At 40.5% G+C, this 23,492-nt stretch carries 18 protein-coding genes; 11 read left to right on the top strand and 7 right to left on the bottom strand.

Annotated elements, in window-relative coordinates:
* Positions 1-182: 182 nt before the first annotated feature.
* From AB0756_RS16225 to AB0756_RS16265, 9 genes are all read left to right on the top strand, one after another.
* Positions 183-1,133, top strand: coding sequence for a glycosyltransferase family 2 protein (locus tag AB0756_RS16225; RefSeq protein WP_038087035.1), 951 nt, complete (start codon positions 183-185; stop codon positions 1,131-1,133).
* Between the two features lie 65 nt (positions 1,134-1,198).
* Complete coding sequence (locus AB0756_RS16230) at positions 1,199-3,019, top strand: glycosyltransferase (RefSeq protein ID WP_038087031.1); 1,821 nt, start codon at positions 1,199-1,201, stop codon at positions 3,017-3,019.
* Positions 3,020-3,075: 56 nt separating this feature from the next.
* Positions 3,076-4,221, top strand: a complete 1,146-nt coding sequence (gene glf, locus AB0756_RS16235) for a UDP-galactopyranose mutase (protein ID WP_038087027.1) — start codon at positions 3,076-3,078, stop codon at positions 4,219-4,221.
* A 93-nt stretch (positions 4,222-4,314) separates the two neighbouring features.
* Positions 4,315-5,634, top strand: coding sequence for an ABC transporter ATP-binding protein (locus AB0756_RS16240; protein ID WP_050046162.1), 1,320 nt, complete (start codon positions 4,315-4,317; stop codon positions 5,632-5,634).
* Positions 5,635-5,705: 71 nt separating this feature from the next.
* Positions 5,706-5,840: a hypothetical protein gene (locus AB0756_RS16245; RefSeq protein WP_272899729.1), complete on the top strand. Its 135-nt coding sequence runs from the start codon at positions 5,706-5,708 to the stop codon at positions 5,838-5,840.
* A 512-nt stretch (positions 5,841-6,352) separates the two neighbouring features.
* The gene (locus AB0756_RS16250) at positions 6,353-7,519 is read left to right on the top strand and encodes a hypothetical protein (RefSeq protein WP_038087024.1); all 1,167 of its coding nucleotides are present in this window, start codon (positions 6,353-6,355) and stop codon (positions 7,517-7,519) included.
* 206 nt (positions 7,520-7,725) lie between these two features.
* On the top strand, positions 7,726-8,004 hold the full coding sequence (locus AB0756_RS16255) for a hypothetical protein (protein WP_038087021.1): 279 nt from the start codon (positions 7,726-7,728) through the stop codon (positions 8,002-8,004).
* Positions 8,005-8,380: 376 nt separating this feature from the next.
* Complete coding sequence (locus tag AB0756_RS16260; protein WP_050046161.1) at positions 8,381-10,171, top strand: ABC transporter ATP-binding protein; 1,791 nt, start codon at positions 8,381-8,383, stop codon at positions 10,169-10,171.
* Between the two features lie 164 nt (positions 10,172-10,335).
* Positions 10,336-10,464 (top strand): hypothetical protein, encoded by a 129-nt coding sequence (locus AB0756_RS16265; protein ID WP_272899730.1) that lies wholly within the window; start codon positions 10,336-10,338, stop codon positions 10,462-10,464.
* Positions 10,465-10,496: 32 nt separating this feature from the next.
* On the opposite strand, the gene AB0756_RS16270 is transcribed toward AB0756_RS16265, so the two are convergent.
* The 5 genes from AB0756_RS16270 to leuS form a co-directional block, all read right to left on the bottom strand.
* On the bottom strand, positions 10,497-12,413 hold the full coding sequence (locus AB0756_RS16270; protein WP_038087018.1) for a sensor domain-containing diguanylate cyclase: 1,917 nt from the start codon (positions 12,411-12,413) through the stop codon (positions 10,497-10,499).
* A gap of 652 nt (positions 12,414-13,065) precedes the next feature.
* The gene (locus tag AB0756_RS16275) at positions 13,066-14,187 is read right to left on the bottom strand and encodes a pentapeptide repeat-containing protein (RefSeq protein ID WP_050046160.1); all 1,122 of its coding nucleotides are present in this window, start codon (positions 14,185-14,187) and stop codon (positions 13,066-13,068) included.
* Positions 14,188-14,533: 346 nt separating this feature from the next.
* Complete coding sequence (locus AB0756_RS16280) at positions 14,534-15,493, bottom strand: hypothetical protein (protein ID WP_050046159.1); 960 nt, start codon at positions 15,491-15,493, stop codon at positions 14,534-14,536.
* A 154-nt stretch (positions 15,494-15,647) separates the two neighbouring features.
* Positions 15,648-16,532, bottom strand: a complete 885-nt coding sequence (locus AB0756_RS16285) for a UTP--glucose-1-phosphate uridylyltransferase (RefSeq protein WP_038087012.1) — start codon at positions 16,530-16,532, stop codon at positions 15,648-15,650.
* A 699-nt stretch (positions 16,533-17,231) separates the two neighbouring features.
* Positions 17,232-19,811: a leucine--tRNA ligase gene (leuS, locus tag AB0756_RS16290; RefSeq protein WP_038087009.1), complete on the bottom strand. Its 2,580-nt coding sequence runs from the start codon at positions 19,809-19,811 to the stop codon at positions 17,232-17,234.
* A 238-nt stretch (positions 19,812-20,049) separates the two neighbouring features.
* Between leuS and AB0756_RS16295 the strand changes: the two genes are divergently transcribed.
* Positions 20,050-20,475 (top strand): gamma-glutamylcyclotransferase family protein, encoded by a 426-nt coding sequence (locus AB0756_RS16295; protein WP_038087007.1) that lies wholly within the window; start codon positions 20,050-20,052, stop codon positions 20,473-20,475.
* Between the two features lie 58 nt (positions 20,476-20,533).
* On the opposite strand, the gene AB0756_RS16300 is transcribed toward AB0756_RS16295, so the two are convergent.
* A complete protein-coding gene (locus tag AB0756_RS16300; RefSeq protein WP_038087003.1) occupies positions 20,534-21,139 on the bottom strand; it encodes an anti-sigma factor family protein in 606 nt (201 codons plus the stop codon).
* Between the two features lie 158 nt (positions 21,140-21,297).
* On the bottom strand, positions 21,298-21,954 hold the full coding sequence (locus AB0756_RS16305; RefSeq protein ID WP_038086999.1) for a sigma-70 family RNA polymerase sigma factor: 657 nt from the start codon (positions 21,952-21,954) through the stop codon (positions 21,298-21,300).
* A gap of 904 nt (positions 21,955-22,858) precedes the next feature.
* On the opposite strand from AB0756_RS16305, the gene AB0756_RS16310 reads away from it, so the two are divergent.
* Entirely contained in the window at positions 22,859-23,491 is a 633-nt protein-coding gene (locus AB0756_RS16310) for a L,D-transpeptidase (RefSeq protein WP_038086995.1), read from the top strand.
* Position 23,492 lies beyond the last annotated feature (1 nt).

A 23,492-nucleotide genomic window follows, 5' to 3' on the forward strand; every position in this document is an offset into this window, starting at 1 on the left:
AATTAAAGTTCAATAAATCCTATCGGTGCTATCACACCTGTTGATAACGGTGAACAATTTATAGAGATATACATCAAAAATATTATCACTCAAGTATATCTCAATGCAAACACATTTTTGTAGGTGGAGGTTTAAAAGACAGAACCGTAAAAATTTTCATTTCATATAGGGCTTTATCAAATATGTCTGTCAACCCAAAAGTATCTATTATCACTCCTGCTTACAACACCAGTCGCTATATAAAAAAAGCAATAGAATCAGCCTTAGCTCAAGTCGAGCAGAATATTGAAGTGATTGTAGTAGATGATGCTTCCACGGACAATACAGTAGAAGTTGTCAGTAGCTTTTCCGATCCTCGCATCAAACTTTTAGTAAATGAATCACATCAGGGACCGAGCTACTCCAGAAATCGTGCATTAAAAGAGGCAAAAGGTGAATGGATTGCCTTACTTGATTCTGATGATTGGTATGCGCCCAAAAGATTGGAAAGGCTTTTACAGGTAGCTGAGAAGGAAAATGCTGACTTTGTTGCTGATGATTTGTATTTAATTCCAGAAGGGGAAGATACTCCTTGGAGCATAACAGTTTTTCAAAAAAATAGAATACACTTAGACAAGCCGAAACAAATCGATCTGATTTACTTTGTAGAGCGATACCTTAGTATTACAAAACCTCTCATCAAGCTAAACTTTCTAATTCAGCAAAATCTAAAATTTAATGAATCTTTGAAATACGAAGAAGATTTCGTTCTCTTTTTCTTCTGTCTGTTAAAGGGTTGTCGTTTTATTATACTACCAGAACCCTATTATTTCTATCAAATCCGTATTAACTCCTTAATGAAGGAATACGTTGATTTCTACGAGCAAGCCTGTAAAACAAATTTGTCTCTTTTACAGCAAGAGTTTACTCAAGAAAACCCACAACTAAAACGGACTTTATTAAAACGTTTGAAAACTATGAAGCAAATTAGAGCTTTTTACCGAGTCAGACAGGCATTTAAAGAAGGTGGATTTTTAACTGCATTGATTAAGGCTATACTAAACCCTAATTTTTTACCTGTGCTATGGGAAAAGTTACCAGGAATGTTTAGATACTACTTTTTCTATCGCTGGAATACCAATTTATCTAAGTAGTACAAATCCTCTCTTCCCACAATTCCGTCTCGAATTTCCTACATTAAGTAAAAGGAAGGAAGCCCATGCAGGTTATTAGTCGAGTTCAATTTCCTCAAACAGTTGAAACATCTGACTTATACTTCAAGCTCGATACACACACATCCATCAATCTTTCTACTGGAGAAAATCTCATTACTCTACGTAAAGGCAGTGTTCTATCTTTTAACACTTACTTTAACTCAATTTACGAAAAATTCTACACAAAATATACAAATCTTAGTTTACTCTATTACTTACTAAAACTCGAAGGTGATTTTGAGATTCTTGCTTATCGAGAAACAGATGCAAATACCCAAGAAGTCATCTTAAATGAAAAAATTGAGCGCTGTCAACTATCAGAAAGCGTAAAAATATTACTGCCAGAACTCAAACCGAACCAAGAAGCCGCTCGAATTTATCTAGAAATTACTTGTCTCAGCGAACGAGGTTTATTTGCTGAAGGGTTAGTTGTCACAGAACAAGAAAAGTTTAGAGATGTGTCATTGGCTATTATCACTTGTACTTTCAAAAAAGAAGTCTATGTAAAGAAAACCGTTAATACTATTCTGCAAAATAGTTTTTTAAAAGATAAAAAATTTAAAGTTTTTGTAGTCGATAATGGAAAAACTCTAAACACTAGTGAATTTGAAGACTTTAGAGTTAGACTGATTTCCAATCGAAACGTTGGTGGAAGTGGTGGTTTTACTAAAGGTCTCATTGAGGCGTTACAAGAAGGTAACTATACTCACTTCCTGTTTATGGATGATGATATAGAGTTAGATAGCGAAGCTATTTACAGGCTTTTTGCTTTGTATGAATATACAAAGCAAGATTTTGCTGTTGCAGGTAGTATGTTGGATTTAAATAGAAAACATATTTTGTATGAAGCTGGAGCAATATATAATAAATCCATCAATCACAAAGGAAAAATTGAACAAAATCAATACACCGGTTATCCTTTAAAGCACGACCTAGATTTACGCACCACTAAAACCCTAAATGCCCTTTTGTCAGAAGACAACATAGATTATGGAGGATTTTGGTTTTTTGCTTTTTCTAAGGAAATCGTTGAAAAAATTGGATTACCTCTGCCATTGTTTATTAAAATAGATGACATGGAATTTGGTTTAAGAATTAACGAATATTTGAAAAATGGCATAGTTGCTTTTCCTTCTATAGCAGTTTGGCACGAACCCTTTTATGCCAAAAGACCAATTTGGGATTTTTACTATTACACTCGCAATCACTTAATAGCAAATTCCATTCACAGTTCATTTGAATATATTAAGACAGTTAAAAAATTTACGCGCTGTCTGCTTTATTACTTGTTTATCTTTGATTACAACACTGCAGAAATGGTAGTCAAAGGTTTTGAAGATTACATGCAAGGTCCAAATTTCATTAGAAGTAACGACCCAGAGATCTTACATTCTCAGATTTTTGAATTTAGTAAAAGTTATAAAAATCAAACTCTACTAGATTCTAGTTCAATTATCGGAAATCATACAAGAAGTAAAATTGGCATTCTACAGAAAGTTATTAGTTTATTAACACTCAACGGTCATTTACTACCACAGTTTCTCATTGCAGATCGAAGCACTATTATTCGAGATGGCGTGAAAGAACGTGAATCAATTTGTAAAGGATTTGCCAAAAAAAGAATTATTTATCTTTTAGAAACAAGTCCTACTTCTTATCAATACGAATTAGACCAAAAAGCAGGTCTCAATATTTTATTAAAATGGGTTAGTTTGGTTGTCAGACATTCTTCCAAATGGTCTAGTGTCAATGCAGAGTGGAAAAAAGCCTTTAGCGATTTCACCACTATGCGATTTTGGCAGAATTACCTTGAACCACAGAAGTAATACGATTTGGGATTTTAAATTTTGAATTCATCCAAATTAAGACAAGGAGAGATGCTATGAGAGTAGATTGGTTGGTTGTGGGGGCTGGATATTCTGCGTGTGTTCTTGCTGAAAGAATTGCTAACGAGTTAGGACAACGAGTCCTGATTGTAGAAAAACGAGACCATATCGGTGGTAATGCTTATGACTATTACAACGAACATGGCATTTTGGTACACAAATACGGTCCTCATATTTTTCACACAAAATCTAAGAAAGTCTGGGATTATCTCTCTGAGTTCACTGAATGGCGACCTTATTACCACCACGTACTTGCTGTTGTGGAAGGTAAGAAAGTTCCCTTACCCTTTAATTTAAATACGCTCTACGCTCTCTTTCCTCCTCGCTACGCTGAAAAGTTAGAGGAACAGCTTTTAGAACACTTTGGTTTTGGAGTCAAAGTGCCAATTCTTAAGTTGCGGGAAACGGCTATTGGAGATTTGGAGTTTCTTGCTAACTACATTTATGAAAATATCTTTGCTCGTTACACAGCCAAGCAGTGGGAACTCAAACCAGAAGATCTCGATCGCGGAGTTACCGGACGCGTTCCAGTTTACATCAGTCGCGACAACCGCTACTTCCAAGATCCATACCAAGCAATGCCAAAACACGGTTACACGGAAATGTTCCGCCGCATGCTGGCTCACCCTAATATCAAGATACTTTTGAATGCCGACTATCGTGAAGTTATTAACGACATCAAATTCAACCGGATGGTTTATACAGGTCCCATTGATACCTTCTTTGATTATATGTACGGTGAGCTACCTTACCGCAGCTTGCGCTTTCACTTTGAGACCCTAGACCAAGAGCAATACCAAGAAGTCGGTACAGTGAACTACCCTAACGACTACGATATTACCCGTATTACCGAGCAAAAGTATTTATCGGGGCAAACGTCACCCAAAACTACATTGGTTATGGAGTATCCTCAAGCTTATGTACCGGGTAAAAACGATCCTTATTACCCGATTCCGCGTGAGGAAAATCGCGAGCGTTATGACCTCTATCTCAAAGAAGTGCAAAAGCTCAAAGGTACAGTCATTTTTGCCGGACGGCTGGCTGAATACAAATACTATGATATGGATCAAGCAGCATTACGCGCCTTGAGCTTGTTTGAGAAAGAAGTCGCAGTTGGAGATTTAGTTGGAGTACAGGCATAACATTTAGTTTGTAGTAGCGCTGTCTTCGCGCTGAGTGCTACTACGATCTAAGTAAACTGAATGTAGCGATTTTACTTGAGGAAGTCGATAAGCGTGTCTGACAAAGTGATTCAAGTGGAAAACTTAAGCAAAAAGTATATTCTGGGTCACCAGCACGAAGGTTCTCAGTACAAAACTTTCCGCGATTTTATTACCAATGGCGCAAGAGTACTGAGTCAAAAATTGCTGAACCCCTCGCAAGAGATGTTCGATTTAGCCCGTGAAGAGTTTTGGGCTTTAAAGGATATATCTTTTGAAATTAACCAAGGCGATCGCGTTGGAATTATAGGTCGAAATGGTGCAGGAAAATCAACACTACTAAAAATTCTGAGTCGGATTACAGAACCGACACGAGGAACTGTCCGAATTAAAGGTCGAGTTGCTAGTTTATTGGAGGTTGGAACCGGTTTTCATCTAGAACTAACTGGTAAAGAAAATATTTTTTTGAACGGAGCCATACTGGGAATGAGCAAGGCAGAAATTCAACACAAGTTTGATGAAATTGTTGCCTTTGCAGAAGTTGAACAGTTTTTAGATACGCCAGTGAAACGTTATTCATCAGGAATGTACGTGCGCTTGGCGTTTGCCGTTGCAGCCCATTTAGAACCAGAAATACTGATCGTCGATGAAGTGCTAGCAGTCGGAGATACACAGTTTCAAAAGAAGTGTTTGGGAAAAATGGAGGATGTATCAGCTAAGGAGGGAAGGACAGTTTTATTTGTCAGCCATAGTATGAATGCGGTAGAGTCGCTTTGCAATCGAGGGATTGTGCTTGAGTCTGGCAAATTGTATGCAGACAGTGGAGCACAAGAGGCGATTGGGGCTTATTTAGAAAAAACTCACAAACTCATGTATGAAACTTCTCTAGCTGAACGAACAGATCGCAAAGGTTGTGGTAAAGTCAGAGCAATTAGCTTCAAAATATTAGATACAGAAGGAAACGAAGTTAATATCTTACAGTCAGGTAAAGATTATTATTTTGTAGTTGGCTACGTAAACAATACAAGATACCCTCTGAGTAATGTTGTTTTTAGCTTTGATTTTTTAGATGAGAAAGGTAACACGATTTTATTGTTTCGGACTAATTTTACTAATGATAATATAACTGTGGAGCCTGATGCTGGTTATGTAAGATGTAAAGTCAATAATTTTCCACTTGCCAATGGTTCTTACCACTTTTTGATTTTTCTTTCTCATGGCGAGCATGAAATATTAGATTGGCTTGAAGATGCTGCAACTATTAAGGTAGAAGGAGGAGACTTTTTTGGAACTGGAAATCCTGGATTGCCAACCCATTGTAAGATTTTAGCAAAAGCTGAATGGTCTACCCTGCACTATCCCCAACTTCTTAAAGAGGTCGGAGGTCTAGACTAGAATTTCAAAAATTTCATGGGATTCCAAATAAAATTATCTTCAACACCAGGAGACATACCGATCCAGGATATATGGAACCATTAGCTGAATTTCTTCTGTTGATACCACAAAAAGGCTATGCAGGCAACTCCTATTGGGTATATGCTGTTCTTGAAAAAGATGAAGTACCTTTTAATACTAAAGAAGCAATGAGACATTTAGCTTAGTATAAAATATGTCATACTCTAGGCTAACGTGGATCGATCCGAGCTACTGAGCGGATAACAAACTATATCAAAGGTATTTTTTCTATATTGGACGAATTTGAGGCTATTCAACACTTCTTGAGGAGCACGCTACCGATGTTCTCATTTGAAACATACTCATGAGTTTTTATTTTTTCTTCGAGAAAAAATTAATATATGTTTATATTCTATAAAGCTTACTGGCTCTGGGTTTGAGAGTCCAAGAATCTTCAAACTAAACTGGAGTTTTTTCTTTACATCGGTAATTACGGTTGCCATTGCGATCGTTCACCTTTAATCTATACCAGTTAGGCGAGTGGTGCTGTGTTCTCTGTGGCAAACAATGAGTTTTGTTTGTCTGACTAAGGCTGATTTGTACAGCGCCTAATATCCTGTCAAATTAATTGTTCAGGGTTGAGCCTCTACCACATTTGGAGTACGAGAACTCACCAAGTGTGAGTTTCAACAAACCATGAGTTCAGTAAAAGAGGCAAATGATTATTTTTGACCCTATTACCGTTACCGTTATTAGCCATGTGCTTAGTAGTACCGCCGCAATCAGCTTTAGCAGCCAAAATCCATCCAGCTTAAGCGTGACAGAAGGTACCAAGAATCTCATCACAGCTCAAGCAACCCCAGCGACCTCAAACAACAACTGCGGTCCCGGTCAACCACGTGATAAGCACGTGTGGCCTTTTGCCTGTGACAGTATTTGGAATGTACCAATTGGCTCAAACGCAAATTACGTTGATGCTTATATTGGTTCAAAAGGCGCTGGAGTTGACACTGACTGGTTTGTCGTGACTAAAGAGACCGACCAATTGCAAAATGTTTATATGGTAGGTGGTTGGGACAGCAATCGCTGTAGCGGTACTGTACCCCAGGAACAGGCGCAGTGGCATCCCAAAGCTGGAGAGCAATTGAGGGTTCCTCACGATTTCATCATTCCAGATGCAAGACCGGGTTTCACTCCAAACAATTCCTCAGCATTTTTGAAACCAGATGGCAAAACTTTAGTGTCGTTTAACGTGACCACTCGATGTGAAAAGGGTGGCCCTCTTTACGGCTACTGGTTTGGAGAGCAAGACATTTATGGAGATGGTCTTGGCGGTGGACATGGCGGCTCGGCAATGTCCAGTGTTGGTGGTAGTATTCGTAAAGGCGAGTTGCTAGATAACAATCCTATTCGTCACGCACTGAAGCTAGTGATTTGGGGCAAGTGGTTGCATTACAATCCCTCATCATCTACCCCCGGTTATCGCTGGCCAGCCCGTGTGGCTGATGCCTATGCATCAAGTCAATACAAAGGCTCGAATCCAGCGCTCGTAATGGGTTCTTTATTAGCTGTTCCCCCTAATGTATCTGCAGAAAGCTTGGGACTGACCACCAAAGCAGGCAAAAAGATTTTCCAGGCAATGCAAGACTATGGTACTTACATCGTTGACGATTCAGGCTGGGACTTCAACTACATCTGCTTGGATAGAGAAGCCGAAGAAGAATATGAAAAAGTCACGGGGCGTCACTTCAATGACGATAAAGACCTTCAAGCTGACATGACAAAGATTATTGGTGCCTTGAAGGTTGTGGACAACAACGGACGGAATAGCATTGGTGGAGGTGGTATACCCCGTCAGCCGTTAGCACCACCAATCGGAAATTAAATGTAGAGACGTGTTGTGACAACCGTGCCATGACACGTCTTTATTCATGACCAAATCCCGCCACATATCATAAAAAATACCTCAGTAGGTGGGCAGGATGCCGGTTTTTTGATTCGCTATACTTCAGATACTAAAATTTTGACCGACAGTTTGTAGAGTAGAGCTAGAAGCTTTAAAAAACAAACTGCTCTTCAAGAAAAAGTGATATGCACAACAGTATGGGAATTATTGAACCATATAAGGACGGATTTGTAGAAATTATCCCTGAAGGTGACAGAAGTGATTACTGGCAAATAGCCGCAATACACATCAACGGAGAAGTATTTTGTCCGAGCCCCCGCATATACCCATCAACAAATGTAGCTTTAGCAAGAGCACGAAAGATTTTCAATTGGATATGCGATCGCGAAGCCGAAACTGGAGATGGGCAATATTACTGCGAGGAACTCAACATTATTCTATGGCGTCTTAGCAAAGACTTGTAACAAGTAGGGCGCTGAGTTCGGGGTAGAGGAAGTGTAGAAACCAACGTTCTTTATGAGTGGTATGCGTCAATCCCGCACCACAAGGAATTTTGCGAGTCCTTATATTGAGAATCTCTAAGGGAGAGATTGCGTATTTCTACTATATATAAACTAATATAATACTTGCCAAACTACTATATTTGCGTATAAAAAATATAATTTATAACTATGCACGATCGCAGAGCCGAACGCGGATGGGTGTAGAAAGCTCTTATGTAAAAGCATTTAAATCCATATGATGGATAAACCCTACTTAGAAAAATACTGAAAAATTTACAAAACTGTAGCTAAATTGCTCTCGAATTTGCTATCACTAAGTAGCTAAATTTATACCTTTATGAAAAATCGAAAAGATAACCAGCAACCTCCGCAAGGGTTGCCTGTCTCTTTCTACTGTAGTGATGCTCCTTTCAAAACGCTCCTTCTTCTATATCGCCATGACTGGCGCAAGCTTGTGTTGGCAATGGTGTACTACATCATAAAATACAGCCCGGACTGGATTCGACCAGTTGTTATCGCTAACATTATTGATATTATTTCTCGTCCCCAAGAACACACCCTCGGACAACTGTGGTTAAATGGGGCTATTTTAGCTATCTCTCTGGTACAGAATATTCCCATGCAATATCTGTACATTACGACCTTAAGTGCAGTCACCCGTCACATGGAAACCAGGTTGCGGGACGCGCTGACACGTCAGTTGCAACAACTATCCATTGGTTTTTACAAACAACGCACGACAGGGGCATTGCAAGCGAAACTGTTGAGGGATGTGGAAGAAATTCAACTTCTTGCCAATCATATTTTTCAATTTGTACCCTCAGCAATCTTAACTATTCTTGTTGCTGTTTCAGTGACTGCGACTCGCGCCCCTTTGTTTTTACTCTTTTTTATAGCTACAGTCCCAACATCTGTAGTTTTAGCAGAAGTGTTGAAAAAACCGATTCAGAATTGCAATCATGATTTCCGTCAGCAAAAGGAGGTCATGTCTTCTCATTTGATCGAGATGATTAAGCTTGTGCCGGTGACGCGGGCGCATGGAGTTGAAGAGACAGAAATCCTTCGGACACAACAGCGTTTGAACTCCGTGAAAAAAGCAGCGATGCGGTTAGATGGCATCAATGCCTTCACCGGTGCATGTAGTTGGGTGACTATCCGCCTATTCAATACCTTGTGTCTGATAACGGCTGCCTACATGGCTTACACCGGAAAGATGGGTGTGACGGCAGGTGATGTTATATTGTTAACCGGTTATTTTGACACGTTAGCCAATTCCATCCTACAAATACTTGCTGTTTTGCCACAAATAGGCACTGGTTTTGAGTCGTTGCGCTCTGTAGGTGAGATTTTAGAGTGTCCGGATTTAGAAAAAAATCAAGGTAAATCCGTGGTGCAACAAGTCAGGGGAGATTTTGCGTTTGATAATGTGAGTTTTTCCTACCGCGATCGCAAGGCAATTGATAATATTTGCTTTAAAGTCAATGCTGGAGAAACCATCGCCATTGTTGGACCCTCAGGAGGAGGAAAGTCCACTCTGCTCAATCTTGTCATTGGTTTTCTGCGACCCACAAAAGGCAAGATTTTCTTGGATGCTCAAGACATGGATTCCCTAGACTTAAGAACCTATCGGCAATTTGTCTCAGTGGTTCCTCAAGAAACTATTCTTTTTGAAGGTACTGTACGGGAGAATATTCTCTATGGTTCGGTTGGGGTGAGCGAACAGCAGTTGTACCAAGCCATTGAAGATGCCAATGCTTGTGAATTTATCCTCAAATTACCCCAAGAACTAGATACTCTCATTGGTGAAAATGGGACAAAACTATCAGGGGGACAGCGCCAACGCCTTGCGATCGCACGCGCTTTAGTTCGCAATCCGAAAGTCTTGATTTTAGATGAAGCAACAGCTTCTGTAGACACTGCGTCAGAAGCTTTAATTCAAGAAGCACTCGAACACCTGATGAAAAATCGTACCACTTTTGTTGTTGCCCATCGCCTGTCCACAATCCGCAATGCAGACCGAATAATTGTCATGGATGGAGGGAGGATTGTTGAAATTGGCAGACATGATGAGTTAGTACAAGACAAAAATGGCTTATATGCCCGTCTGAGCGCGTTGCAAACTTTGTAAGATCTCCACAAGTTCTTTATTTTTGCCGTTTATCTTAATAGATGTGTTCGGTGAAAGCAAGATACTTTCATTTCTACTACAAGGTGCAGTTTTCTATTTTAACCTGCACCTTTTCCCACACCCTTACATCTGGGAAGTCGTATTTACAACAAAGGTTATTAATTATGCAATATACATCATTTGATGCTGCGCTTCAGTTCTTTGTAATAGTCGATTTAGCATCAATTATTTTTATCATGTTAGTTTCTACAGTCGGTTTAGCAATAGCTGAAACAATTGAAGCGAGAGATTGATTTGTGGTTAGTGGTTAGCAGGGTTTTCTTTCTCAAGATGCTAAGACTACGCGATCGCGACCTTCTTTCTTAGCGCGATACAGTGCTGCATCCGCTGCTGCTATAAGCGTTTCTGGTGTTTTTCCATGTTCTGGAAACGTTGCGACTCCCAAGGATACAGTAAGAGCATCAAACACTTGAGAGTGATGTCCCACCAATATATGCTTTACACCTTCGCGTATAGTTTCTGCACGGGATTTAGCAACATCAGTAGATGCTTCTGGGAGTAAGAGCATTATTTCTTCTCCTCCATAACGACAAGCTATATCACTGTTCCGAATTTGTTTGTGCAAGAACGTACCTAATTCTCGCAGTACCATATCTCCTGCATTATGACCAAATGTGTCATTAAATCGTTTGAAGTAGTCAACATCAAGCATGATAATAGATAAAGCTTGCTGTTGGCGTTCTGCTCTTGCAAATTCTCGTTCTACAGATTCTTCCAAGTAACGGCGGTTGAACAATCCAGTGAGAGGGTCGCGAACGCTCTGATATTGGATGGTTTCGTGCAACTTCATGTTAGCTAGTGCTAAAGCAATGTGCTCCGCAACGGTGATTGCCAAATTTCGTTTGGCAGTGTTCAGTTTTCCCTGAATTTGGGATCTTAAATGCAGTACCCCCATTGCTTCTCCCTGCGCCATCATTGGTACGCAAAGGGACTCTACAATACACGATTTTTGGTGTAAGTGCTTGCACGGAACGTTGCAATTGCTACTATCAATCCAATGAACTTGTCCCCTTCGCAACGCCCAACATTCATTTGGTGTAAAAAACTGATTCATGCTAGATCTTGCATCGCCCCAAGTCGCAACCGCCTCAACTAACCGTTTTGAGGGATTGATAATAAACACGCCTCCCGATACATCTGGAAATAAGGGTTGAACTAGTTTTGCAATCACTTCATGTGCTTCTTCAATGCTCAAACAAGCTTGTAACATATCGCTTAATTTACTCATTTGAGCAGTTTCTTGATTGCGAGTTTCTAATTCCTTGACCCAGTTACTGAGTTGTTCGTTCGCAGATTGTAGTTCTGACTCCACACGCTTGCGAGCAGTTATATCATTGCGAATAGCTATGTATTGATATGATTTGCCATCCACATTTAAAAGCGGCACAATAGTTGTATCTACCCAATAATTAGTTCCGTCTTTCGCTTCATTCTTAATTTCACCTCTCCAAACTTGCCCGCTAGAAATAGTTGCCCACATTTGCTTAAAAAATTCTTTAGAATGGTAACCAGAATTGATAATGCGGTGGTCTTTTCCCACAAGTTCTTCAATAGAGTATTTTGAGATAGAGCAGAATTTATCATTGACGTAAGTTATAATTCCATGCCGATCCGTAATAGCCACAATCGCAGATTCATCTAGAGCAAATTTAATATTTGATAAATCTTTTAAAGATTTCGTTAACTCTTGAGTCCGTTCAGCCACCCTGATTTCCAGTTCGTCAAGAAGCGATCGCAGTTTTAGTTCAATTCGCTGGCGTTCTCCTATCTCATTCAACAGTTGGTTGTTAGCTGCTTCTAATTGTGCGGGACTTGGAAGGGCTAGCGCTAATGGGATTAATGGCAATAAAGACAAAGCTGTTGCACAGGAGATGAAAGCCGCGATCGCTTTGATCAGACCGGATAACCAGTACGTCGGGTACCACAGCGTCCAAATATCCATGACATGAGTCATACCGCACGCAACAATAAACGAGCCAAACAGCAAAAATATGGAATGAAAGGGAACATCATGCCGTTTTTTGACAAAATAAACAAGCATGGCTGGAATCGAAAAATAAGCAATAGCCGTGAGTGAATCGCTCAAAATATGCAATCCCAGCAATTCCGGCTTCCAAAGATAACAATGTCCGTGAGGAATAAACTGATTTGTCCATAAAAAATTATTTATAACATCAAGCATATAAACTCTAACTTCATTGATACATCTAATTTATCTAAATTTTAGTTAACTTTCTTCACAAAATTGGCAATGACCCTTTGAATTTTTTGTTCATTTATTAATAATTTGCTGTTGATTGACTGAGTGTTTTTCTCAATAGCGCAAAAACACTAAATCAATGGAAACTTTCGTAATTTTTCGGTTGTCTCCTTAGAATAAATGATTTATTGAATCAATTAAATAACTGATTGCTATTGCGTAAGCGCTAACGGCTATACTGACGTATCGCTCATCTATGGAGTAACCTTATCTAAATCAAAAAACACACTTTTGTTACAATTATTGAGAAATCAACAACAGGTTAGAAAATATATCTTTAGTTAGATGCATTTTCTAAAATAAATTATCAATCTGAGATAGGAAAGAACTACTCCTAAATCTCTATAAGATTATCAATGTTCCTGTTTTTCTGATTGACACTCCACTGCCTTTACACTGGTGGATTCTTCATTCATCCTAGCCGAGCCTGGTTGAGCACTCGGCTAGTTCTGAAGCGTTGATTCGAGACTGTCCTACCCTATTGCATTTTGCCAAGGTTCAATATGTTGATGGCTGTGCTGACATCCCTTTGCAAACACGAAGCGATCGGGTGTGAGGCTTCTTTTGGATTGAGCTAAATTAAATGAAACAATCGATTAATTTCTTTTTCTTGATTTTCAACTAGATTGTGAAACGATGTTTCCAAGGCTTTTAACGCAATTTCATAACCTTGCATTAGATCGTTATAAATTTTGATTTTATCTCCATTAGAAGAAACTTTTACCTGTACTGTCAGAGTACCATTTTCTTTCTTTTCAATATTTAAAATATCTAATTGTGCATCTTGATTTTCAATTTCTACATTCTTAAATGTATCAGAAAAAGCTTTCCAATCAATCCCTTGATAAAAAACTAAATCGATTGTTTCTAAGTTTTTGCGGATAATTACGGTCAAATCTCCCGGCAAAAAATTTCCATAAAGAGGACAACGCTCTTTATTGGTTTCTTGTAGATAAATATAATCTGCGATTATATTATCAAGGTTCGTAGATGTGTTAATATTCCAGTTTTCCAAACAAGCTTCTGTAAATAGCGCCTCAGAAAAGTTTGTGTTTAGTGCTTGAACTCTAATTAATTTTGCTCCCTTGAGGTTAGCTTGACTGAGATTAGCCCCGCTGAGGTTAGTTTCAACCAATTCAGCACCGTCAAAGCTAGCTTTACAAAAACTTGTTCTGTACAAATCAGCGCCGCTTAAGTTAACCCTAGAGAGATTAGCCCCATCAAAATTTGCTCTCCTGATTTTAGACTCCCTCAGGTCAGCACCACTTAAGTTAGCACCACTTAAATGAGCGCCACAAAGATTAGCACCTTTAAGGTAAGCACCACTTAGATTCACTTCGCTAAGATCGCGGTTACCTGTTCCCTTGTTGAGAATTTCCCAAACTAAATACCACTTCTGAGCGATCGCGGTTTCCCGGTTAATCTTAGCTGCTTTCAAATTGGCTCCACTAAGATTTGCTCCATCAAGGTTAGCTCCACTCAGATCCGCTTCTCTAAGATCTGTTTGAGACAAGTCAGCACCACTGAGGTTAGCTCCACTCAGATTGACTCCTTGAAAATTAGCCCCACAGAGATTGATGTTAGACACAGCGACATTAGATAGGTCTGGTTTAATTTCAGGATTTTCCCTACGCCACTTATTCCAAACCGTTTTTACTCCTTGCTTTAGCAAAGCCCAATGTCCGTCGTTTGCCATTGTTAGCTCACCTCTGATAAAACTAAAATGCCGTACACTAACCAGTGACCGGGTAATTATAAATTAATTTCTTTCTATTTCCATAAATAAAATTTAAAAGCTTGTACAATTTGACGCTCGATCGTCTTCTATTCATGGAAAAATAGATTCCCTTCTCCCCCGATAGAAGGGTTGGGGATGATAACAATCCCAAACTCAGACCTTACAAATACCAGGGCTTTACTCAGGATTGAGATATCCGCACTTATTATCTACAGCTTGAACACTCAATTTTCCAGATTTGAGTAGAAGCGACCAAGCACTCACAATGATAAGTGAGACGCCTGTCCTACACCGATAACCCTCATTAATTTCTATCAGCCCAAAAATCTGTTTTTAACTCATCAGTGATATCAATTATTTGCAGGGGATATTTTGGTCTTTTTCCATTGTGTACCACTTCCGTTTTAAACTTTTCTACATTAATTTTAATTTTGACTAGTTTCCAGATAGCTTCTTCCCGTACATATTGGAGATCGAAGTCCAGCATTGAGGGATAACCTATAACGTCAGGAACTTGTCCGCGCAACTGCAGCCAATTATTTTCGTTAATATCTGGAGGTTGTAGGAAATGAATCCGACCTGCAACAATACCTGATAAGCTAAACCTTTTTCCTAGAAAATCTTTAAACGCTGATTCAAGTTCAACAATGCTAGTTTGCTGTTGCCATAGAAATGAGATAGAATCGTAAAATTGTATAAAGTTATTTGTTTCTACAGTCTCATAGAAAGACATTAAAGTATCGTAAGCAAGTTGCTTTGCTTGCATTTCCGTGGGTATCACGGGCTTTATACGCGTACCATCTTCAATCAAGCCACTCAGTATTAAATTTTCTCGACTGTCTTTAACAATACCATTTTGAGATTTTTCTAGGGCGTAAATCTTCCAAAATCCATTTTCTTTAATAAAATGAACCTTGATTGGTATCTTTGTGCCAGATTGAGTTATGATATTCCCTCCTATCCAACTTTGATAATTTTTATAAAAACGGGATAACCAAAAAGCCCGCTTGTAATTCATTAAAAAGTTGGCTTGCAAAAAATCAACCAAATCTGCTTGAGAAGTGTTATCTTGAAATTCCAAAGCAGTGCTTTGATATGCTTCCTTAATTTTGCCAAGAGCAATCAAGTGGAAAAAGGTATTGGCTACTTTTGGCAGTTGTCTGGTAGCAAAAAAAATGACCCCGGTAATCAGACCAGTCAGTAGTATAGGAAATCCGAAAATCAGGGCAATAGTAATTCCTATATACAACAATATTTGAGACATATACAGTAAACTTTCCTACACATACTGAAGCTAATCTAAAAAGACTTACGGTTACATCAGAACTTCTTCGGAAATTTTATCTTCTCACTTCATATTTCTTAAATTCGTATTTGCGAGTAAACCGCAAAATTCTTAACCTCCCACCCCCTAAGCCCTAACCTCTAAAATCAATTATCGTTTGCCAATACGCTTCTGGCATACCGATGTCAAAAGTTTTACCTTTCATAATATAACCTGTGATTCCCTCATCTTGACGCAATTGCTCAAGACAAGATGTCAATTGAAATTCACCCCGTTCCCGAAAATTGCTCTGAATATGTTCTTCGAGAAAGTCAAATATTTTCGACGTCAGTACATATAGCCCAAATATACACAGAAAGCGATCCTTTGCTATTCCTCCTACGCGCAGGTTCTGCCTTGCGTATTCTACAGATGGCTTTTCATAAACTTGGGTAAGTGTCAAAATCTCATTGACGGAGTGCCAAACTCCTGTAACACAACCCGCTTTATGAATTATCGTCTCTGGCATTTCTATTAATCCGACAACGTTTTGATTGACTTGTTCGTAGACATCTAAAACTTGACGCGCACAGGATCTTTCGATATCTGATGAGTAAATGTGGTCTCCAAGCATGAGCAGGAATGTTTCATCTTGTACCCATTCTTTGGCACAGTATACTGCATGACCGTAGCCTTCTTGCTCTTCTTGAGTCAAAATTGTAATTTTCTTGCCTAATTCTTGGAGATACCTGCAATATTCTTGATTTTCTAAAGAAAGTTTCTTGAAAAGCTCTGGTTTGACTGGTTTTTGGAAAAAATCTGCAAAAATATCGCGATCGCTCGGTTGCACGACAATCCCAATTTCTTCAATTCCACCCGCGATCGCCTCTTCAACAATGGCTAGAATAACGGGTTTTACCTTTCCATCGCGATCGACAATGGGGAAAAGTTCTTTTTTCACAACTTTAGTCGCAGGAAACAGTCGAGTGCCAAAACCTGCGGCGGGAATCACAGCTTTTCTGACTTTACTTGTTGGCATAAAAAGTTAGGGTTTTATTTTACTGAAAATCAAAAATTAAAAATAAAAATGCAATTTTGCATTTAAAATTATACAAGCAGCATATTAACGTCTATCTGCCAAGGCATAAACCTTTAAAAATTATATCCGTAGAGTTGGCTAAACAAATGACTTTGAAGTTAGGGTCAGTTGACAAAGTGTCACTCACTACATTCCCCGTATCATTCTAGAGGCGATATTCTTTATTAGTGCAAGGAGTGATACCACTTCACCATATGTTTGCCACAAGTTATAATCGCAACCCTCCTAGATCTAGGATACGTTGTGAGTTTCAGATGTTGCATCAAACAAGTGGATTGGTATAAACTATACATAAGAAGTGCTTGGTGGGCAAAACTCCAAGCACTTTTTTGTGTATAAATTTAACCAGATATCATCTCTGCATCAGCATAAATTGCAACAACGACCTTCTCCCAACATCTCAGTGTATTTACCAATTTGCAAGGTCACAAATTTTATAACTAAAAAAGCACCCCAGGCGAGGATGGCAAAGGCTGAGAAAATTGCCTTTTGAAACAAGAAGGAAATGCAAGGTAAAAAAGAACAGTGATGCGGTCTGTTTTGACTTCATCGAACTGACGTAAATGCAAAATCAAAAACCCGGTTCCTCAATCAAGGAACCGGGTTGTCGTGTTTCGATTTTTTACGTCGATCGACCTATCAACCAACTACAAAATTTACCAACTTGCCTGGTACTACAATGACCTTTTTAATTTCTTTGCCCTCAAGGTGACGCCGGACAATTTCTGATTCACGAGCATATTTTTCCAATTCAGCTTTATCAGCTTGGGCGGGAACTTGAAGATCCGCACGTTTTTTGCCATTGATTTGAATCACTAAGGTGATTTCATCAGCAACCAAAGCAGATTCTTCATACTTGGGCCAAGCTTGTGTGTGAATTGATTCCACATTACCCAATTGATGCCACAATTCCTCAGAAATGTGAGGTGCAAAAGGTGCTAACAAGACAACTAAAGTTTGAATACCCTCTGCATAAACTGGTGAATTTTTGCAACTTGCTTCAGTCAAAGCATTACTTAATTTCATCAATTCAGACACAGCCGTGTTGAACTGATACTCACCCTCAACATCTTCCGTTACCTCTTTGATAGCAGTATGGATTGCCCGTCGCAAATCCTTCTCTGGTTTACTCAGTTGAGTTTGAGTATCGCCAACTGCCCTTGGTTGATTTGCATACTCGCTAACCAATCGCCAAACCCTGTTCAAGAAGCGGAACTGACCTTCCACGTCAGTCTCTTCCCACTCCAAATCTTTTTCTGGTGGTGCTTTAAACAAGATGAACATCCGGGCAGTATCTATACCGTATTTGTCGATCACATCTTCTGGTGCAACACCATTTCCCTTAGATTTTGACATGGTAGCGTAAAGACGTTGCAGTGGTTCGCCAGTTTCTGGATCGCGAGGATCGTTTGGATTCACAAGATGAGAAGGAACCCACTTATCTTTTCCAGACTTATTGGGATTCATATAAGTTAATCCCTGAACCATCCCTTGAGTCAACAAGCGTTGGAAGGGTTCATCAAAGTTCAACAAGCCCCTATCGCGCAAAACTTTTGTAAAGAAACGAGAGTACAACAAATGCAAAATGGCGTGTTCAATTCCGCCAACATATTGATCCACTGGCATCCAGTCATTCGCTTCTAAAGAGTCAAAGACTTGCTTTTCATTCTTCGCATCAGGGAAGCGCAAGAAATACCACGAAGAATCAATAAAAGTATCCATCGTGTCTGTTTCGCGCAATGCTGGGGTTCCACAAGTTGGACAGGGTACATTAACCCAGCTTTCCAACTTAGCCAAAGGAGAAGGTCCGCGCCCGCTAAATTCTACATTATCTGGTAACAAGACAGGCAAATCTTCATCTGGAACGGGGACTATGCCACATTTGGGACAACGAATCACTGGGATGGGTGCGCCCCAATACCTTTGCCTTGAAATCAACCAATCTCGCAAGCGGTATTGGACTCTTGCTTTGCCAAAACCTTGCTGTTCGGCATATTCCACCATCGCTTGTTTTGCATCTGTGGATGCCATCCCATCAAATTGCTTGGAATTAACAACAATACCCGGTTCCGTGTATGCTGAGTGCAGCCCTTCTTCTGAAGTCGGTTTGCCTGCTGCTTCTGCTGGCACAATCACGACTTTGATGGGTAAATTCTTTTCTTTGGCAAACTTAAAATCCCGTGCATCATGTGCTGGAACACCCATCACAGCACCCGTACCGTATTCATACAGCACGTAGTCAGCAATCAAAATGGGAATTTCTTCCCCAGTAAATGGATTAATGGCTTTGCCACCTGTGGGAATACCGCGCTTGGGTTTATCCTCAGCAGTTCGTTCCAATTCGCTTTGATTGGAAACTTCTTTGACAAAGACTTCCACAGAGGCTTGATTTTCTGGTGTCGTGACACGTTGTGTCAAAGGATGTTCTGGTGCCAACACCACATAACTCACACCATAAACTGTATCTGGGCGAGTGGTGTACACGCCGATTTTTTCTTCCAACCCAACAATAGGGAATTCCAAGTACGCGCCTGTTGATTTACCTATCCAGTTTGCCTGCATCAACTTAACACGTTCGGGCCAACCGGGTAATTTGTCGAGGTCGTTCAACAGTTCTTCAGCATAGTCAGTAATCTTTAAGAACCACTGTCGCAAAAGTTTGCGCTCAACTTTTGCCCCACTTCGCCAAGAACGTCCTTCGCCATCCACTTGTTCGTTAGCCACTACAGTTTGGTCAACGGGGTCCCAGTTAACAGCCGCTTCTTTCTGGTAAGCCAAACCTGCTTTAAAAAACTGCAAGAAAATCCACTGCGTCCATTTGTAATAGTCTGGCGAACAAGTAGCAACTTCACAATCCCAATCGATAGAGAAGCCCAAGCGCTTTAATTGCTGGCGCATTTGGGCAATATTTTCATAAGTCCATTTAGCAGGTGGTACACCCCTGTCGATCGCAGCATTTTCTGCGGGCAAACCAAAAGCATCCCAACCCATGGGATGTAGGACCCGATACCCTTGCATCCGTTTGAGGCGAGCTATCACATCAGTAATTGTATAATTACGCACGTGCCCCATGTGCAGGCTGCCCGAAGGATAGGGGAACATGGACAGGGCGTAGTATTTTGGCTTGTTCTTTTCTGTTGGCTTTTTATCCAAGCCTTGTTCTGTCCATGTTGTTTGCCATTTTTCCTCAATTTCTGCCGGGTTGTATCGGGACTCCACCGAAAATACTCCTACTACAATTTGTAATCCTTGTCTACTTCCATATTTTAGATGGTAGCCAGAGAATTCGATTGCTTATATGATTTATTTTGAATTTTAACCGCAAATGCACGCAATCCGTAGCGGATATTTATTTATACTTTCTGCGTGTATCCGCGTTCATCTGCTGTTATAATTTTATGTTTTTTATTCAGTTCAATAACCCAGAAGCTTTCTCAGCAACGGTTTTAAAGAAAATATGGTGAAATTAGACACTCCATATCCCGGTTTGTTAAAAGTTTTCGTTTACGGCACTCTCAAACCAGGTGAAGATAATTATGACAGATATTGTGCTGGTAAAGTTGTAGATGCTGTGAGTGCGATCGCAAGGGGGAAATTGTTTGCCCTGCCTGTGGGATATCCTGCGATGGCACCAGGCAATAGTTCTGTACGCGGTTATTTGCTTTCGTTTGCTAACGCTAAGGTTTTAACAGACTTAGACGAACTCGAAGATTATCACCCTGCAACAGACGAGTCAGAAAACCTTTACATACGTCAACAAATAGAAGTCCACGATTTACAGGGACAGTCATTAGGTTGGGCTTGGGTCTACTTAATGAAAGAAGAACTAGCAACCAAACTAGGAGGTATCTTTCTCCCTGATGGTTGGTGGTCTAAATTATGAATTCTAAATTATGAATTATGAATTGAAAATTCATCATTCATCATTCATCATTCATCATTCAATTAATATCATCTAACTCCAGAAGAAGGTCTGGTGGTTGCACCTCTTCGCGAAGCGATTTTTCGGGAGCCACTTCTGCTGTTTTTGGGATGGGAATCACCGGGTTGTTGATAGCAACCATCAGCGGTGAAGCAACCACCGCTGGTGTTTCTGCAGTTTTTTCTATTCGCTGTTGTGCGAATTGCGGTATTCTCGATTCACCTAGCAAACCAGACATTGCTCCGATCGCACACGCAGCCACAGCAGCACCACTCAGCCAAACGAGCCGAGAACGCCTTTGTACGCGTGCCAATACTTGTTCGGCTGTTTCTTGTGAGGACTGTTGCTGCGGTACTGGAAGAGTTCTAACTCCTTGCCGCAATTTCAACAGTCGTGCATACAGGTACTGAACTGTCAGGTCAGTATCCAGCCATTCTTCTACTTGCTTGCGTTCGGCAGCTGTCACCTCACCATCGAGGTAAGCACTTAATAACTCGAAGCGATCGCGCTTCACCATATCTATAGCACCCGTTAATTCATTGGTATGCCTGCCATCCCCGGATTGCAAATCTTTTTGAGGATTTGCCGAGTGGGAGCGGTCATTAAATTGAGAATCAGTAGTCATTTTAACACTAATTACCAATTCCTACACGGGTAAACAAAGCGGACATTTTAGGAAAACTACTCAACTCTTCCCTGCTGACTGACTTTCTCTGGACTATCTTTACATTTCGTAATAAATCTTGAGATTTGTCATTTTCCAAAAGACAAACCGTGCAAAGGTTATGCATCTAGATAATTTTGCAACTGAGATTGCAATCTCGCTCTTGCTCTAGCAATTCTGGACTTGACTGTTCCCAAAGAGACCCCGGTGATTTCGGCAATTTCTTCGTATGCCAAACCCTCGATTTCTCTAAGAACAATCGTTGTGCGGAACACCTCAGGCAAATCGGCGATCGCTTCACGCAGTTGTTCGTAAAATTCTCTAGTGGTCAGTTCTTCTTCCGGTCCGGGAGTATCTCCTGCAATTTCCCAATCCATCTCGCCATCGTCTACCGCTCGGGGAGCGTCCAGCGACAGGGGACTGACAACCCGCTTGCGTTTCCGCAACTCATCGTAAAACAAGTTGGTAGCAATGCGGCTCAACCAGCCCCGGAATTTGGATGGTTCTTGTAATCGGTTAATATTCCGATAAACGCGAATCCAAACCTCTTGAGCCAAATCAGCCCGATCGGGCCAATCAGGAGCCAAATGGTATAATACCCGGTCAACTTGAGATTGATAGCGACGCAGCAATTCCGCAAACGCAGCACGATCCGGACGTAGTCCAGCTTGACAGCGCAGAATTAGGTCGTGATTTGAGAGTTTGTCAACTTGCACTGACGCTTCAGGAAGCCTCGCATCAACCGTTGACCAGGATAAAGGAATCGATTGACTCATAGATCGCACTGGCTTTAAATCTTCCCTTTCTATTAGACCTTCTAATTGGTAAGATGTTCCCTGAGCGAGTGACGGATTTATGACTGTAACACTTCAGTGACTGGTAACCGATAGAGTGGGCATTGCCAACCAAGAGCGAACTAGGGATTGGGAGTTAGTAGAGCCCTTGGCTGGGCAATGCACCAACATCTAACGATGGGTTCCAGTAGTTCATTTGTTCTTGTTAAAAGGGCTGGGTGGTCATTGCCCACCAACATCGAAACCAAAGAGTCCGAGCCCCTACAACCCCCGGTAAGCTGTCATGCATATAAATTGCACCCTTTTAACTGGGGAAAAATCAGTCAAACCCTCCCCCACTCTCCGGTTTCCCCCTCTCGGTAAACCTGAGAAACTTAAAGGTAGCACACAGCTTACCCAATACCCAATCCCTATTTCCTTGGTAACCTGACTACGAGGTTTGGCGTTGTCTCTGTTTGCTGTTGGTAATTAGTCTGTGAACTGCTTCTGTCCGGGACGTGAACTTGCAAAAACAGATTTAAAGAGAAAGTAATTGTAACCGCTAAGAATAATTTTTCTAACATAGCTTTTCTCCCACCCACACCTAATAATGATTGATGGCTGCATTTTGAAAGAGTTCCAGGGAGTGAAAGTTCTCTCAACAACGTTTTTCAAATAGAAGCAGTGGCACAATCTTTTCCATAGCCCTAGTTTGCCCAGGACTATTGCGAAATTCATGAGGGAACTGATAATTATTTATAAATTTTTTGTAACTATAGAATGAACGTATAAAAAATTTGTCAGTATTTCTGTGTAATTTACTAATAAAGAGATTTGATAGTTCAAGCTAGACTGGGGTTAATGCACAGCAAAATCGAAGAGTTGAATGTGGTGGAGAAGGTAAACAATGGCAATGGCAAAAAATGATTCTTTAACGCGCATAGTGATGCTTCTTTGTTTTGGGACGGCATTTCTATCTCTCGTTGTCCATTGGCGCATCACAACTTCTACAACCCCTCAATCCAATTTAGCAAAGACATCCAAAACAGCTTTGAGAACAGAGGGTCAAGGACAAAAGGCAGATGGCCAAAATCGCATAACTTTGCTGTCCGCATTTGCGCCCTCAAAGCAAACGACAAATCCTGCATCTCAAAACAGACAACTCGTCGTTGATTTAAGCGATCGCCGCGTCTACGTCTATAGTGGGGAGACTGTAATAGCGAGTTACCCAATAGGTGTTGGTAAGAGAGGTTGGGAAACTCCCACTGGTTCGTTTCAAATCTTGCACAAACAACGCAATCCTATCTGGCAACACCCCATCACGGGTAAAATTTTTGCGTCTGGTACTGATAGCCCATTAGGAGACCGATGGATCGGTTTTTGGACAGATGGGCGAAATCAAATTGGCTTTCACGGAACCCCAGACGCTCAAGTTATAGGCAGTGCCATATCTCATGGCTGTTTGCGTATGCGTAATCCTGATGTTCGCTTGCTCTACAAACAAGTCGCCTTGGGAACACCAGTAGAAGTCAGGCAATGAA

The sequence above is a fragment of the Tolypothrix campylonemoides VB511288_2 genome (assembly GCF_045999855.1).
GTDB classification, from domain to species: Bacteria; Cyanobacteriota; Cyanobacteriia; order Cyanobacteriales; family Nostocaceae; genus Scytonema; species Scytonema bouteillei_A.